Annotated in this window: 9 protein-coding genes and 1 pseudogene; all 10 read right to left on the reverse strand. The window is 71.4% G+C overall.

What is annotated here, in order from left to right; translation table 11 throughout:
* Nucleotides 1-154: 154 nt before the first annotated feature.
* The 10 genes and pseudogenes from ettA to ABFX50_RS34305 all read right to left on the reverse strand — a co-directional run bounded on the left by ettA (nucleotide 155) and on the right by ABFX50_RS34305 (nucleotide 13784).
* Complete coding sequence (gene ettA / locus ABFX50_RS34260; RefSeq protein WP_346152330.1) at nucleotides 155-1819, reverse strand: energy-dependent translational throttle protein EttA; 1665 nt, start codon at nucleotides 1817-1819, stop codon at nucleotides 155-157.
* A gap of 56 nt (nucleotides 1820-1875) precedes the next feature.
* Nucleotides 1876-3132: a GGDEF domain-containing protein gene (locus tag ABFX50_RS34265; RefSeq protein ID WP_346152332.1), complete on the reverse strand. Its 1257-nt coding sequence runs from the start codon at nucleotides 3130-3132 to the stop codon at nucleotides 1876-1878.
* A gap of 573 nt (nucleotides 3133-3705) precedes the next feature.
* Complete coding sequence (locus ABFX50_RS34270) at nucleotides 3706-3912, reverse strand: hypothetical protein (protein WP_346152334.1); 207 nt, start codon at nucleotides 3910-3912, stop codon at nucleotides 3706-3708.
* Nucleotides 3913-4435: 523 nt separating this feature from the next.
* Nucleotides 4436-4699 (reverse strand): annotated as a pseudogene (locus ABFX50_RS51490) (single-stranded DNA-binding protein); the annotation flags it as partial.
* 155 nt (nucleotides 4700-4854) lie between these two features.
* The gene (locus tag ABFX50_RS34280; RefSeq protein WP_346152338.1) at nucleotides 4855-6492 is read right to left on the reverse strand and encodes a P-loop NTPase family protein; all 1638 of its coding nucleotides are present in this window, start codon (nucleotides 6490-6492) and stop codon (nucleotides 4855-4857) included.
* Complete coding sequence (locus tag ABFX50_RS34285; RefSeq protein ID WP_346152339.1) at nucleotides 6489-9188, reverse strand: GTPase; 2700 nt, start codon at nucleotides 9186-9188, stop codon at nucleotides 6489-6491. Before ABFX50_RS34285 ends, ABFX50_RS34280 begins: the two co-directional genes overlap by 4 nt.
* A complete protein-coding gene (gene cobA, locus ABFX50_RS34290; RefSeq protein ID WP_346152341.1) occupies nucleotides 9185-10417 on the reverse strand; it encodes a uroporphyrinogen-III C-methyltransferase in 1233 nt (410 codons plus the stop codon). Before cobA ends, ABFX50_RS34285 begins: the two co-directional genes overlap by 4 nt.
* A gap of 64 nt (nucleotides 10418-10481) precedes the next feature.
* The gene (locus tag ABFX50_RS34295) at nucleotides 10482-11696 is read right to left on the reverse strand and encodes a nicotinate-nucleotide--dimethylbenzimidazole phosphoribosyltransferase (protein ID WP_346152343.1); all 1215 of its coding nucleotides are present in this window, start codon (nucleotides 11694-11696) and stop codon (nucleotides 10482-10484) included.
* Entirely contained in the window at nucleotides 11693-12586 is an 894-nt protein-coding gene (locus ABFX50_RS34300) for a sirohydrochlorin chelatase (RefSeq protein WP_346152345.1), read from the reverse strand. The genes ABFX50_RS34295 and ABFX50_RS34300 overlap by 4 nt, the downstream gene beginning before the upstream one ends.
* 40 nt (nucleotides 12587-12626) lie before the next feature.
* Nucleotides 12627-13784: a bifunctional cobalt-precorrin-7 (C(5))-methyltransferase/cobalt-precorrin-6B (C(15))-methyltransferase gene (locus ABFX50_RS34305; protein ID WP_346152347.1), complete on the reverse strand. Its 1158-nt coding sequence runs from the start codon at nucleotides 13782-13784 to the stop codon at nucleotides 12627-12629.
* Nucleotides 13785-13825 lie beyond the last annotated feature (41 nt).

Below are 13825 nucleotides of genomic sequence, written 5' to 3' on the forward strand. Positions count from 1 at the left end.
CGCGACCACGATGTCGAAGGCCGTAGCGTGGCTGAACGAACTCGTCACGTTGCGCGCTCAGGTGATGCGAAGCCTCGACGCCAACGCCTGGCGCCGTGCCCGGCGGTAAAGGGGTGTCGCCCCGGGGAGCCAACCCTCCCCGGGGCGGCGGTTGTCAGTCGCGGCGGAGCTGGCGGTAGGTGACGCGGTGCGGGCGCGCCGCGTCGGCGCCGAGTCGCTCGACCTTGTTCTTCTCGTAGTCGGCGAAGTTGCCCTCGAACCAGAACCAGTTGGAGCCCTCTTCCCACGCCAGGATGTGCGTGGCGATGCGGTCGAGGAACCACCGGTCGTGAGAGGTGATCACGGCGCAGCCCGGGAACTCGAGCAGCGCGTTCTCCAGGCTGGACAGGGTCTCGGTGTCGAGGTCGTTGGTGGGCTCGTCGAGCAGGAGGACGTTGCCGCCCTGCTTGAGAGTGAGCGCCAGGTTGAGCCTGTTGCGCTCGCCGCCCGACAGGACACCGGCCTTCTTCTGCTGGTCGGGGCCCTTGAAGCCGAACGCGGCGATGTAGGCGCGGGACGGCATCTCGACGTTGCCGACCTTGATGTGGTCGAGCCCGTCGGAGACGACCTCCCAGACGTTCTTGTTCGGCTCGATGCCGCCGCGGCTCTGGTCGGCGTAGGAGATCTTGACGGTGTCGCCGACGATGATCGACCCGGTGTCGGCCGACTCGCTGCCGGTGATCATCCGGAACAGCGTGGTCTTGCCGACGCCGTTGGGGCCGATGACGCCGACGATGCCGTTGCGGGGCAGGTCGAAGGTCAGGTTCTCCATGAGGAGGCGGTCACCGAAGCCCTTGGTGAGCTGCTCGGCCCTGATCACCGTGGTGCCCAGACGCGGGCCCGGCGGGATCTGGATCTCCTCGAAGTCGAGCTTGCGGTGCTTGTCGGCCTCGGCCGCCATCTCCTCGTAGCGCTGGAGACGGGCCTTGCTCTTGGTCTGGCGGGCCTTGGGGTTCGAGCGGACCCACTCGAGTTCGTCCTCGAGGCGCTTCTTGCGCTTGACGTCCTTCTGGCCCTCGACCTTGAGACGCTGCGCCTTGGCCTCCAGGTAGGTGGAGTAGTTGCCCTCGTAGGCGTAGCAGCGGCCGCGGTCGAGCTCGAGGATCCAGCCCGCGACGTTGTCGAGGAAGTAGCGGTCGTGGGTGACGGCCAGGACGGTGCCCGCGTACTTCTCCAGGTGCGACTCGAGCCACTGGACGCTCTCCGCGTCGAGGTGGTTGGTCGGCTCGTCGAGCAGCAGCAGGTCGGGCGCCTCGAGCAGCAGCTTGCACAGCGCCACGCGGCGGCGCTCACCACCGGACAGCGTGGTGACGTCGGCCTCGGGCGGCGGGCAGCGCAGGGCGTCCATCGCCTGCTCGAGCTGGGAGTCGAGGTCCCACGCGTTGCGGTGCTCGAGCTGGTCCTGGAGCTTGCCCATCTCCTCCAGCAGTTCGTCGCTGTAGTCGGTGGCCATCTGCTCGGCGATCTCGTTGTAGCGGTTGAGCATCGCCATCGTCTCGGCGACGCCTTCCTGCACGTTGCCGAGGACCGTCTTGGACTCGTTGAGCGGGGGCTCCTGCTGGAGCATGCCGACGGTGAACCCCGGCATGAGCTTGGCCTCGCCGTTTGACGGCTGCTCCAGGCCGGCCATCATCCGGAGCAGCGTCGACTTACCGGTGCCGTTCGGGCCCAGGACACCGATCTTGGCTCCGGGCAGGAACGACAGGGTGACGTCATCAAGGACAACCTTGTCGCCGTGCGCCTTGCGCACGCGCTGCAGCGTGTAGATGTACTCCGGCATGGTCTCTAGCTTAGGGGCTGCTGACGTGAGACTGGACCGGGAAGCGGTGACCGTACTCAGGCGGTGGCGTCCTCGGCTGTCTCCGGAGAGGACGGCACGGCCTGCACCGCCGGAATACAGATGCGATCGCGCCCGAGCTCTTTCGCCCTGTAGAGCGCGAGGTCGGCCGCGGCCAGCAGTTCGATGAGGTCGTCGCCGTGGATGCTCATGATCGCCACACCCGCCGAGATGGTCACGGTGATCAGGGCGTCGTCGACGGGCACCGCCATGCGGCCGACGCGGCTGCGCAGGCGTTCGGCGACCCTGCGGGCCTCGGAGACGTCGGCGCGGGGCAGGAGGACGACGAACTCCTCGCCGCCGAACCTGCCGACCACGTCGTAGTCGCGCAACTGGCTGCGCAGCGTCGCGGCCACCCCGACCAGCACCTGGTCGCCGACCAGATGGCCGTGGGCGTCGTTGACCCGTTTGAAGTGGTCGATGTCGATGATCAGCAGCGCCAGCGTCTCGCCGGTGCGCCTGGCTCTGACGATCTCGGTGTCGGCCTCGCGCTGCCAGGCGGCGGCGTTCAGCAGGCCGGTCTTGGGATCGGTGCGGGCCGCCGCCTGCAACTGGGCGTGGAGCAGGCTGCGTTGCAGCAGCACGACCGGAGGCAGCGCGAGCACGAGCAGCGCCAGGTTGAGCCCGCACACGATGGCCACGACCACGCCGAGGCACAGCTCGACGATGTCGAGGATCGCGCTCTCCCTGTCCCACAGGACGTCGCGCCAGTGGGTGTCGGGGTCGGCGGTGTGCGCGGCGACCGCGATCAGCGCGGTGTTGAGCACGGCGAACAGCGCCGCACACCCCACCGCCAGCATGATCGGGGTTCCCTCGCCTCTCGACAGGACGGAGACGTCGGGCACCAGGGTGTGGAAGACCACCGAGGCCGTCGCCCCCGCGAGGCCGATCGCCGCCGAGCTGAAGACCCTCCGATAGACCACCGTGGCCCTGACCCGCACCTGGAGCAGTGCCTGCAACAGAATCGGCGCCAGCAGGGCGTAGATCGGCGGAAGCAGCAGTGCGACCGGCAGCCACCAGGCCGACAACAGGTCGCGTGAGACGCCCGCGGGCATGCCGAGGCGTCGCGTCGCCTCGATGCAGGCTGCGCCACACGCCATCAGGGCGGCGAACATCAGCGCATCGGGCCAGCGATAGGGGGCCGACGTCGCGAAGAACCCGATCGCCACGAGATCGAGCGCGACGATCCCGATGAGGTAGGCGACGAGGGGCCGGCGTTGCGCGAGCAACGGCCACCGGCTGGCAAGTGTGGACACACTGTCACGAGGTCTGATCGAGGTGTGACTGGTCGCCGCCATCTCGTCTCCTCCCTGACTAACGATGTGTAACACAATAGTTGCAGAGTGTGCGTTGCGCGACGGGAACCGCTACCTTTGGCACCATGGCCACCCACGTCTGGTGGCCTGGAAATGGAATACCGCTCACTCCGCGAGCGAGCCGTGCGGGAAAGGAGCAGCCATGGTGCGGGGCGTCACCTGGACCTGACAGGTGCTCTAGCCATCTGACACGGAAAACCATCGGCCGGCCCCTCCCGGCAGCCGGGCTCGGTGCCCGCGATATCACCGCATGCGGCCGATGCCCCCCTCCACCAGATTTCCGTGGTGCCGCACACCTTCCCCCCTGAACAACCCCCCTGAACAACCCCCCTGAACAACCCCCCTGAACAACCCCGCCGTGACGTGTCGCAGCCGAGAGGCTCGTAGTGACGTGCCGCAGCGCCAGGCCCGCGCCGGAAGCGTCCGATCAGCGCGGACCTGACACCGGGTCATCCCGTCAGGCGGCCTTCGCACGACGAGAGCGGCCGACCGTACGAGACGCGTCTTCGCCGGTCAGAACCCGCACCCGGCCGGCACCACCGGACTGCCCGCCGTCTCGACCAGCGCCGTCTCGACCAGCGCCATCCCGATCAGCGCCATCTCGACCAGCGCCATCTCGACCAGCGCCGTCTCGACCAGCGTCGCTGGCCTCTGAGCCGTCGTCCTGGCCGCCCTCACCCGCAGGTCCGGCCACGTCGGCGCCCCAGGATCTGGCCGCATCGACACCCGAGGAACCGGCCGCCTCGGAGGCGCCTCCCACGGCGACTCCCGTGGCCGCGTCCACGCGAGCTTCCGGGAAACCGCCCAGGGCACCTTCCGGGGAACCGTCTTCCCGGTCGCCAGGGGAACCCTCCACGAGCGCAGCAGCCGGGTGTCCGGACGAGTGCGCGACGGAGCGGCCGGCGAGTGCCGGGACGACGGCGGACGTGACACCCTGGCCTGCGGACGACGACCCGGCGGAGCGAGCGGCTGACGCCCATTCCGGCGAGGCGGCCTCCTCCACCAATGTCGCGTCGGACGGCGCGGGCCTGCCCGTGAACGGGTGGACGTTGCCCGAGCCCGACATCGCCCAGTCCTGGGTCGACTCGTCGAGGCTCTCGCGCGTCTCCCTGCTCAGGGTGCCGATGCCGCCCGACCGTTCGGGCTTGGAGAAGGCGCCCACCCCCCAGCGCAGGTCGTGGCCGATCGAGCTGGCCTCCACCTCCGGCATGAAGCGGCGGTCGCCGTCGGGGCCGAACTCCCTGATGCGCAGCTTCCCGCAGACGACCACCGGGTGGCCGACCTGGAAGGACTGGGCCACGTTGTCGCCCAGCGTGCGCCAGCAGCGGACCGCGAAGAAGACGGTCTCGCCGTCGGACCACTCCTGGGTCTTCTTGTCGAAGAAGCGATGCCTGGTGGCCACCCTCAGCGAGGTGACCCGCGACCCGTCGGTGAAGGTGTGCTGGCGGGGCGGGGCTGCGACGTTGCCGGTGAGCGTGATGTAGATGTCGTTCATCGTGCCTCCCATGTGGCGGGCCGGGCGCCCGCTGCATGGGGAAACGGTGTCGTGCCGGAGGGTGGGGAGGCCGAGCCGAACCGCATTCTGTGGACGACGCTCGAAGACGCCACGGCCCTGTGGACGTGACGAGGGCTCAGCCCAACAGATCCGACCGTGACGCGGGCTCAGCCCGACAGGGCCTTCATGGCCGTGTAGAACTCGTGATGGCGGGTCAGCTCCCGCTCCACCGGCTCCACCACCATGCTCTCCGCCACGGCGCCCACGCGCCTGCGCATCTCCCGCTCCAGCCTGTCGCGCTCCGACGCCGCCCCGAGCGCCACGAAGTTGCGTGAGGCGACCGCCGACAGCGCTCCCAGCCCGAGCAGGGAGGCGGTCATCAGGCCCACCCACGGCAGCGTCGCCGCGTCGCCGAACAGCGCCAGCGAGTCGGGAACCCTGCCCGCCCCGAAGACGCCGAAGACGAGCGCGAACCCGATCCAGGCCAGGCCCGCGACGAAGGCCAGCACCAGCAGGTACTGCCAGCCCTTGAGCAGGCGCCACCACAGCGGCACCCTGTCGAGCCGCGGCGCGACCTCGGACAGCTCGTCCGACAGCGCCTGCGGCAGCTGCCCCGCCCTCGAACGGGCCGCGTGGTGCACCGACGAGCGCCACACCTCGTTCATCCCGACCGTGAGGCCGTCACTCAGCGCCTGGACGGCGTTGTCGACCTCGGACGACTGCGCGGTGACCGCGCCGTCGGCCAGCGACCTGATCTCCTCGCGCAGATCTCCGAGGCGCAGGCTCTTGAGTGGGTCGCCGCTCATGGCCGAGGCCATGCGGGCGAACGGCCAGGAGATCCAGGAGGCCGAGCGGGAGGCGTAGACGCTCTCCATGGCCTCGCCGACGGCGGGCACGCCGACCGCGTCGCACAGGGCGTCAGTCAGTCCGACCCTGCGCGCGGCGTCGACGGAGGAGGGAGCGGCCAGCGCGGCGCCGACGGGCATGGCCTGTTCGAGCCGGCGTTCGACCCGGTCGACGTCGGCGTCCAGGCGCTGGATGGCGGCCCTGCGCTTGGAGACGGCGTCGGCGATCACGCCCTTGAGGCTGTCGATGCCGCGTCCTGTGACGGCCGAGGTCGGCACCACGGACGGCTGCGACACGCCCTCGCGGCGCAGCAGGTCGTTGAGGTCGATGACGAGCTCGGCGACCTCCTCGGTCGACAGCTTGTCCGACTGGTTGAGCGCGAAGACGGTGACCGCGTCGTGCCCACCCAGCTCGGCGACGTAGCGGCGATGCGTGGAGGCGTCGGCGTACTTCTGGGGGTCGAGCACCCACACCACCATGTCGGCCAGGCCGATGAGGCGGTCGGCCTCGGGGTCGGTCAGCGCCCTGATGGAGTCGTGGTCGGGCAGGTCGAGCAGGACCAGGCCGTGGAGCTGGCTCTCGCCCTTGTCCAGCGCGCTGGCCCTGGCGAAGCGGTGGCGCCACTGGATCTGCAGCCAGTCGAGCAGCGGCCCCGCGCCCTCCAGCCCCCAGACGCAGGCGTGGGTGCGGGCGGTGGTCGGGCGGCGTACGCCCGTCGGGGACAGCTCCAGGCCGGAGATGGCGTTGAACAGTGATGACTTGCCGCTGCCCGTGCCGCCCGCCAGCGCGACGACGGTGTGGTCGGACGACAGCTTGAGCCGCTCGCCCGCACGGGTCAGCAGGTGGGAAGCGTCATCGAGCAGTTTGGCTTCCAGCCGTCCCTGGCCGAGCTCCACGACCTTGGAGAGCGCGGCGAGCCTGGCCCCGAGGCCGGGCTTGGTGACGGAGTAGATGCTCATCGAGCGACCTCGAGGTTGTACGTGGCCTGGTAGAGGCGGGTCGCGGCGGCCTCGTCGGGAATGCCCGCCGCGTCGAGCGCCCTGACGTAGCGCATGGCCTCCTCGTCGAACAGCATGACGATCCTCGCCCGCAGGTCGCTGAGGGCCTTGGCGCTGATGCTGCGCAGCGCCTCCGCGCCCAGCAGCCCCTTCAGCAGCTTCTGTGGCAGCTCGTCGGCGCTGAACAGGCCCACCATGAACAGCAGCGACAGCGACTCGGTGTCGAGCGAGACCACCTTCGACAGCGAGCGCTTGGTCACCCCGTCGGTGCTCAGCAGCTCGGTGACGTACTCCTGCCACGCGGCGACGGCCCTGCCCGTACGGCGGGCCAGGTCGTCGGAGGGCCTGTCGAGCCCCGCGGCCAGCTCCGAACGCCGCCGCCACCTGGCGGCGACCTCGTCGGCGGCCTGGTGCGCGGCCGAGGTGATCAGCGACTCCAGCGCGGTGCGCAGCGCGGCGCGGAAGGCGGTGATCCGCTCTGGCGGCACCGGCCTGCGCTTCTTGCGCAGCTGGAAGCTGCGGGTGAGGTCGCCTGAGCCCGCGAAGTCCTGCCACCTGGCGCGCACCTCGCCGCGCAGCAGCGTCCCTCCGCGCACGGCGCTCTCGATGTGCGCCAGCGCGCCCGAGTAGGCGGCGTCGACGTCGGTGCGCAGCTCTCCGCGGAAGGCCACCTGCCCCTCCAGGTACCTGGCCAGCGCGGGCACGCGGGTGCGGAAGCTGTTCAGCACGCCGTTCAGGGTCTCCTGTACGGCCTGCGCGCGCCGCTCCTCGTCCACCGACAGCTCGGCCAGCCACATCCGCAGCTCGGTCATCTCGCCGTCGGGCAGCCTGCCGTCGGCGACGGCCGACTCCTCGATGACGAAGCGCTCGACCTCGCCGAGGCCGTACTCCGTGAGCATCCTGACGAAGTGCTTGACCACGACGTCCCTGGTCTTGGGCTGCACCCGCGACAGCACGATGGCGATCCTGGCGGCGCGCTCCTTGGCCAGCCTGAGCAGGTTCCATGCGGGGGCGTCGGCGTAGCGGCTGGCCGTGGTGACGAAGACCCACAGGTCGGCGGCGTCGAGCATGCGGCGCGCGATCTCGTGGTGCTCCTCGACGACGGAGTCGATGTCGGGGGTGTCGAGCAGCGCCACGCCCTGCGGAAGCCGCTCGGTGGTGACGAGGACCAGGCTGTCGGGCGCGGCCTCCCTGCTCTGACGTTCGATCCGCTCGAGCCCGCCGAGCAGGTCGCTTCCCGCGAACCAGCCCCTGTCGTCGGGGTGGCAGGCCAGGACGGGGATGCCCGTGGTGGGACGGCGCACGCCCGTGCGGCTGACGTTCTTCTCGGCCAGGGTGTTGACCAACGTGGACTTGCCCGCGCCCGTGGAGCCCGCGATGACGATCAGCGCGGGGGCGGCGCTCACGCGCACCCTCGGCAGCACGTAGTCGCGCAGCTGGGTGAGGATCTCCTCCTGCGCCTGCCTGGCCTCTTCCGATCCCGGCAGGTCGAGCCCGAACCTCAGGTCGGCCACGGCCTCCTTGAGCGCGTCGAGGGCGGAGGTGAGCGCCTGCGCGGCCGCGTCGGGCAGGTCCACCTCAACGAGCTGCCCGGGTACGGCGGGCTCGCCGGTCACGGCATCGCCGGATTCGCCCCCGCCACCCGCACCCTCGACCCCGCCGCCGGTCTCCGGGCCGTCGGCGGTCGCGCCGTCGAGCCCGGTGTCGGTCTCCCGCGCGCCCTCGAGCCCGGTGTCGGTCTCCGGGTCGTCGGCCGTCACGCCCTCGAGCTCGGCATCGGCCTCCGAGCCGTCGGCCGTAGCACCGTGGGGCGCCGAGCCATCGGTCGTCGTGCCCCGAGTCGTCGCGCCCTCGATCACCGAACCGTCGGGTTCCGCGCCATCCGTTCCCGTGCCGTCGGCTTCCGCGCTTTCGATCCCCGCGCTACCGGTTCCCGCGCTATCGGTTTCCGTGCCGTCGGGTTCCAGGCCGCCGGTCTCCACGCTGGCGGGCTCGCCGCTGCCGGGCTCGGCGTCGTGGGCGAGATCCTCGAGATCCTCGAGGTCGTCGCCCTCTCCGTCGTCGGTGTCGGCGTCGATCACCTCGAAGTCCACGACCGCCTCGGGATCGCCCGCCTCACCGCCGCGGACACCGGAGGTCGCCCAGGGAACGTCGGCGGCCTCGGGGCTCGGCTCCTCCTGGGCGGATGGCGCGGGCGAAGGGGCGGCGTCGGCGGGAGGGCGGAGCCCTGAGCTGCGGAACGGGGTGAAGTTGTCGACAGGCGGCTCCGCCGCCCGGTACGGCGTGAAGCTGTCGCGAGCGGGCGCCGGTTCGCCGAAAGGCCTGAAGGTGTCGTCGGAACGACCGAAGGGAGCGAAGTCGTCAGAGGGCTCGGCCGAGGTGGGCTCGAGGGTCTCGAAGGCGGGCTCGGGGTCGAGGGTGTCGGGGTCGTCGAGGTCGTCCTCGGTGGCCCCCGCCCGTGGACGGTCGTGCGAGGCGGGGCGGGCGAAGGCGAAGAAGTCACCCGCAGGCTCGGCCTCAGGATCGCTGGAAGGTGCTGCCCTCCGTACCGCCTCGGGCTCGTCGGCGACGCGATCGGGATCGTCGTCGTCCCTGATCGCACGGAAGTTGAGGGTCTGTTCCCCCACCGACTCGGGGGCGTCACCAGCCGATCTCACGGCACGCGCTCCGCTCGAACCATCTCGACCTCCTGGCCCACCCGCACGACGTCGCCGACGATGACGATCGCCGGCGGCCGTATTCCGGCGGCGACCACTCGGTCGGCCACGGTGGACAGCGAGGCCGTGACGGCCCGCTGGGTCGGAAGAGTACCGTCCTGTACCACCATTACGGGAGTTTCCGGGGAACGTCCGTCGCGGATGAGCGTTTCAGCTATCGCGCCGATGCGTTCGACGGCCATCATGAGCACCAGCGTGCCGGCGGAACGGGCCAGTCCTGGCCAGTCCACGGTCGACTGCGGATGGTCCGGCGCGACGTGCACCGAGATCACGTGGAACTCCTGGCTGACCCCGCGATGCGTCACGGGAACCCCCGCCGAGGCGGGGACGGCGACGGCGCTGGTGATGCCGGGGACCACGGTGACGGGGATGCCCGCACGGGCGCAGGCGAGCATCTCCTCGCCGCCCCTGCCGAAGACGTAGGGGTCGCCGCCCTTCAGCCTGACGACGAACTTGCCCTGGCGGGCGTGCGAGATCAGCAGCTCGTTGATCTTCTCCTGGGACAGCGACCTGCCGTACGGCACCTTGGCCGCGTCGACCAGTTCGACGTCGGGGGCCAGCTCGTCCAGCAGGGCGCGGGGGGCGAGCCTGTCGGCCACGACCACGTCGGCCTGGGCGAGCAGCTGGCGTCCGCGCACGGTGATCAGCCCGGGGTCGCCTGGGCCGCCGCCGACCAGCGCGACGCCGACCGGCTTGGTGCGGTTGCGGCGCGCGTCGACGGTGCCGTCGCGCAGCGCGCTGACCACGGCGTCCCTGATGCCCGCCGCCCTGCGTGGGTCGCCGCCCGCGGTGACGGCGATGCCGATCTCGTCGACCTTGCCGCTGGCGGGTGTCCAGGCGGCTGAGGCGTCCTTGTCGTCGGCGCGCACGCACCAGATCCGCTTGGCCTCGGCCTCGGCGGCGATGGCGGTGTTGACGGCCTTGGCGCTGGTGCAGGCCTGCACCAGCCAGGCGCCGTCGCAGTCGCCCACCTGGTACGGCCTGGCCTCCCAGGTGACGCGCCCCGCGGCGATGAGGTCGTCGAGGGCGGGGGTGACGCTCGTCGACACGATGGTGATCTCGGCGCCCGCGTCCAAGAGCGCGGGAACGCGTCGCTGGGCGACCCGTCCGCCGCCCACGACGAGCACCCGGCGGCCCGAGAGGCGCAGGCCGAGAAGGTAGGGGCTCATGACGGCGGATCTCCCGTTCGCGATGATTGGTGTGTTAGGAGGCAAACCTACCGGGTCTACGTGACTACGACTGCTTCTCCGTGACACCCGCGGAGTCGAAGGTGGCCACGTCGTGCATCACCCGTACGGCTGCGCAGACGAGTGGGTGCGCGAGCAGGCCTCCCGTGCCCTCGCCCAGGCGGAGCTCCAGGTCCACGAGCGGGCGCAGCCCGAGGTGGTCGAGGGCTGCCGCGTGCCCCGGCTCGGCCGAGCGGTGCCCCGCCACGCAGTGGTCGATCACGGCGGGCGCGAGGGCCGCGGCGGCCAGGGCGGCCGAGCCGGCGATCACGCCGTCGAGGATCACGGGGACCCTCGCGGCGGCGCCGCCGAGGATGAACCCGGCGATGGCGGCGTGCTCGAACCCTCCCAGGGCGGCGAGGACCTCCAGCGGTTCGCGCCCGCCCTGGCCCTCTTGGCCGCTGTCCGCAGGCACGGGCTGAGGCTCTGCAGACGCTGCCGAAGCCGGAGGCGCGAGGTCGGTGGCGCCTGCGCCCGAGGACGCGGAAGAGCCGGAGGCCGAGGGACCGGAGGGAGCGGGGGTGGGGAGGCCCGTGGACGGCAGGCCGTTGGCGTGGAGTGCCTGGCGGACGACGGCGATCTTGTGGGCGTGTGTCGTGTCGTCGATGCCGGTGCCGCGGCCCGTGACCTGCCCCGCGTCCCTGCCGGTGAAGGCGCAGACGAGCGCCGCCGACGCCGTGGTGTTGGCGATGCCCATGTCGCCGGTGATCAGGCAGCGGGCGCCCGAGGCCACCAGGGAGGAGGCCACCTCGATGCCGGCCTCGAGGGCGGCGACGGCCTGCGGAACGGTCATCGCGGGGCCCTGGGACAGGTCCGCCGTGCCGTACGCGATCTTGCGGGAGAGCAGCCCCTCGGCGACGGGAAGCTCACCCGCGACCCCCACGTCGACGACGGTGACCGACGCGCCGACCTGAGCGGCGAAGGCGTTGGCCACCGCACCGCCCGCGAGGAAGTTGGCGACCATCTGCAGCGTGACCTCCTGCGGCCACGGCGAGACCCCCTGGGCGTGGACGCCGTGGTCGGCGGCGAAGATGGCAAGGGCTGCGGGCTCGGGCATGGGAGGCGGGCTGAGGCCCGCCGCGCCCGCCAGGCGCACCGCGACCTCCTCCAGCGCGCCGAGCGAGCCCGGCGGCTTGGTGAGGCGGCTCTGGTGCGCCCTGGCCTGCGCCATGGCGGACGGCGAGGCCGCCACCACGCGGGCCAGAGTCTCCTGCAGCGTCATGCGGAGACCCCTTCGGCCAGCCGCAGCGCTTCCTCGTAGCGGTCGATCACGACGTCGGCCAGCACCTCGCAGTCGCCGATCACCTCGGCGCAGCGGATGTCGAGGTCGGGGTGGCCCGCGCCGTAGGCCAGGGCCTGGGCCCAGACGCGCTCCAGCATGCCGCCGGCGAACAGCAGGTACGGCACGACGATGACGCGCCTGGCGCCGAGGCGCCTGCAGCGCTCGAGCCCTCCTGGCACGCCAGGAGGGGTGACGGAGACGAACGCGGTCTCCACCGTCATGAAGTCGTAGGCGTGGGTCTCCCAGAACAGCCGCGAGACCCTGTGCACCTCGGCGTTGGCGGCGGGGTCGGTGGAGCCCTCGCCGACCAGCACGACGGCCGTCTCGCCCAGCTCGATGTGCGGCGCGGGCTCCTCGAAGGGCACCGAGGGCACCACCCTGAGCCGCGGCATGACCTCCTCGATCGGACGCAGCTTCGGCGCGTCGGCGGCGGCCTCCGCCAGCCGTTCGGCCAGCAGCGCCAGCACGCGGGGGTCGGGGCCGAGGGGACGGCCGTAGTCGTACATCAACGTGGGGTGCCGTTCCTGCTCCAACGCCATGGCGGCGGGGAACTCCTCCCCCATGCGGCTGAGGCTGAGCGGCAGGGCCACCAGACGATGGTGGCCCCTGGCGACCAGGGAGGCGACGGACTCGCTGAGACGAGGTTTGGCTTTGGCCAGGTAGCCGCCCGAGACCTCGGCTGCGCTCTCCTCCAGGCGGCAACGCAACCTGTGGACGAACCTTCCGAACTCGGCGGCACCTGTGTCGTCGTGCGAGCCCTGCCCGATGAGCAGCAGCGGCGGCTTCATGAAGGGGATCTCCACGCCTGTGACCTGGGGGTACGTAGACAAGAAACGCGAGGATATCCGATTCGCAGAGCTCATGCCCAGATCACTCTGCGTGCATGCACGACGAACACGGGGTCGGCGGCCGCCAGCCGTGGGCGCCGTCAGGCTGTACGACCAGGCGTGATGCCTGAATCTGGGTGCCCTCGGCGCGGTAGCCGTGCTGCTTCAGCCGTTCGAGCACGGAGGGCACCTGCTCGACGGTCTTGAGGGTGCAGACCAGCCGGGAGGGAAGGCGGGCGGCGCACGCGACGATCACGTCGGGGCCGCCGCCGCCGACGAAGACCGCGTCGGGGTCGGGCAGGGGTTCGAGGGCGGGTGGGGCCTGGCCTCGGGTGAGCGCGACCTTGACGCCGTGGCGGATGACGTTGGCGCGCAGCGTGGCACAGGAGTCGTCGTCGCGTTCGACGGCGACGACGGCCGCGCCGAGCCTGGCGCACTCGACCGCGATGCCGCCCGAGCCCGCGCCGACGTCCCAGACCAGGTCGCCGAGGCGGGGGCCGAGTTTGGCCAGCACGTACGCGCTGACCTCGGGCGGCAGGTCGCCCTCGACGGCCCACTCGTCGGGGCCAGGACGCGCCCCCGCGACCCAGGCGGCCTCGGCGGCCTCGGCGGGGCGGTAGAGCGGGTCGATGACCAGCACCACGTCGGGGTCCTTCCACGGCCTGGTGGTGGCCTCTCCCATGCGGCTGTGGGTGACGCGCTCGTCGGGCCCTCCGAGGTCCTCGCAGACGATGAGCGCGCGAGGGGTGGTGGGCGCCAGCTCCCTGGCGATCTCGGCGGGGCCGACGCCGGGGGCGACGATGAGCGCGACCTTGTGGTGGGCGCGGCACGCGTTGACGACCCTGTTGAGCCGGCCGGGGCCGTCGGGGGCGACCACGAGGGCGTCCTCCCAGTTGAGGCCGGCTCGGGCGAAGGCGCGCGTGACGAGCGAGGTGGCCGGGATCACGGCCGGTTTGAACCCGTGGCCGCGCAGCTCACGCACGACGCCGAAGAAGCCTGGATCACCCTCCGTGAAGACGACGGCGGGTCCCTCGCCGTGTTCGAGGTGGTCGTCGAGGGTGGTGAGGAGCTCGCCGCCCGGCTCGGGGAGATCGAGGTGCCTGAGGATCCGTCCCGGTCCCGCGACGAGCGTGGCCTGTCGCAGACAGTCGCTCGCCCTGGTCGACAGTGGCGCTCCGTCCCAGCCGATCACTGTGATCATCCGACTCACCGTCCTCTGGACCCAGTGTGTACGGCAAGCCC

Origin of the sequence: Nonomuraea recticatena, from assembly GCF_039533245.1 — a bacterium.
Taxonomy (GTDB): Bacteria; Actinomycetota; Actinomycetes; order Streptosporangiales; family Streptosporangiaceae; genus Nonomuraea; species Nonomuraea roseola.

Bases quoted from the DNA above. Each gene is read 5' to 3' on its own strand.
- ettA (WP_346152330.1), bottom strand. From the start codon at position 1,819: ATGCCGGAGTACATCTACACGCTGCAGCGCGTGCGCAAGGCGCACGGC.
- ABFX50_RS34270 (WP_346152334.1), bottom strand. From the start codon at position 3,912: ATGCGGCCAGATCCTGGGGCGCCGACGTGGCCGGACCTGCGGGTGAGG.
- ABFX50_RS34280 (WP_346152338.1), bottom strand. From the start codon at position 6,492: ATGAGCATCTACTCCGTCACCAAGCCCGGCCTCGGGGCCAGGCTCGCC.
- cobA (WP_346152341.1), bottom strand. From the start codon at position 10,417: ATGAGCCCCTACCTTCTCGGCCTGCGCCTCTCGGGCCGCCGGGTGCTC.
- ABFX50_RS34295 (WP_346152343.1), bottom strand. From the start codon at position 11,696: ATGACGCTGCAGGAGACTCTGGCCCGCGTGGTGGCGGCCTCGCCGTCC.
- ABFX50_RS34305 (WP_346152347.1), bottom strand. From the start codon at position 13,784: ATGATCACAGTGATCGGCTGGGACGGAGCGCCACTGTCGACCAGGGCG.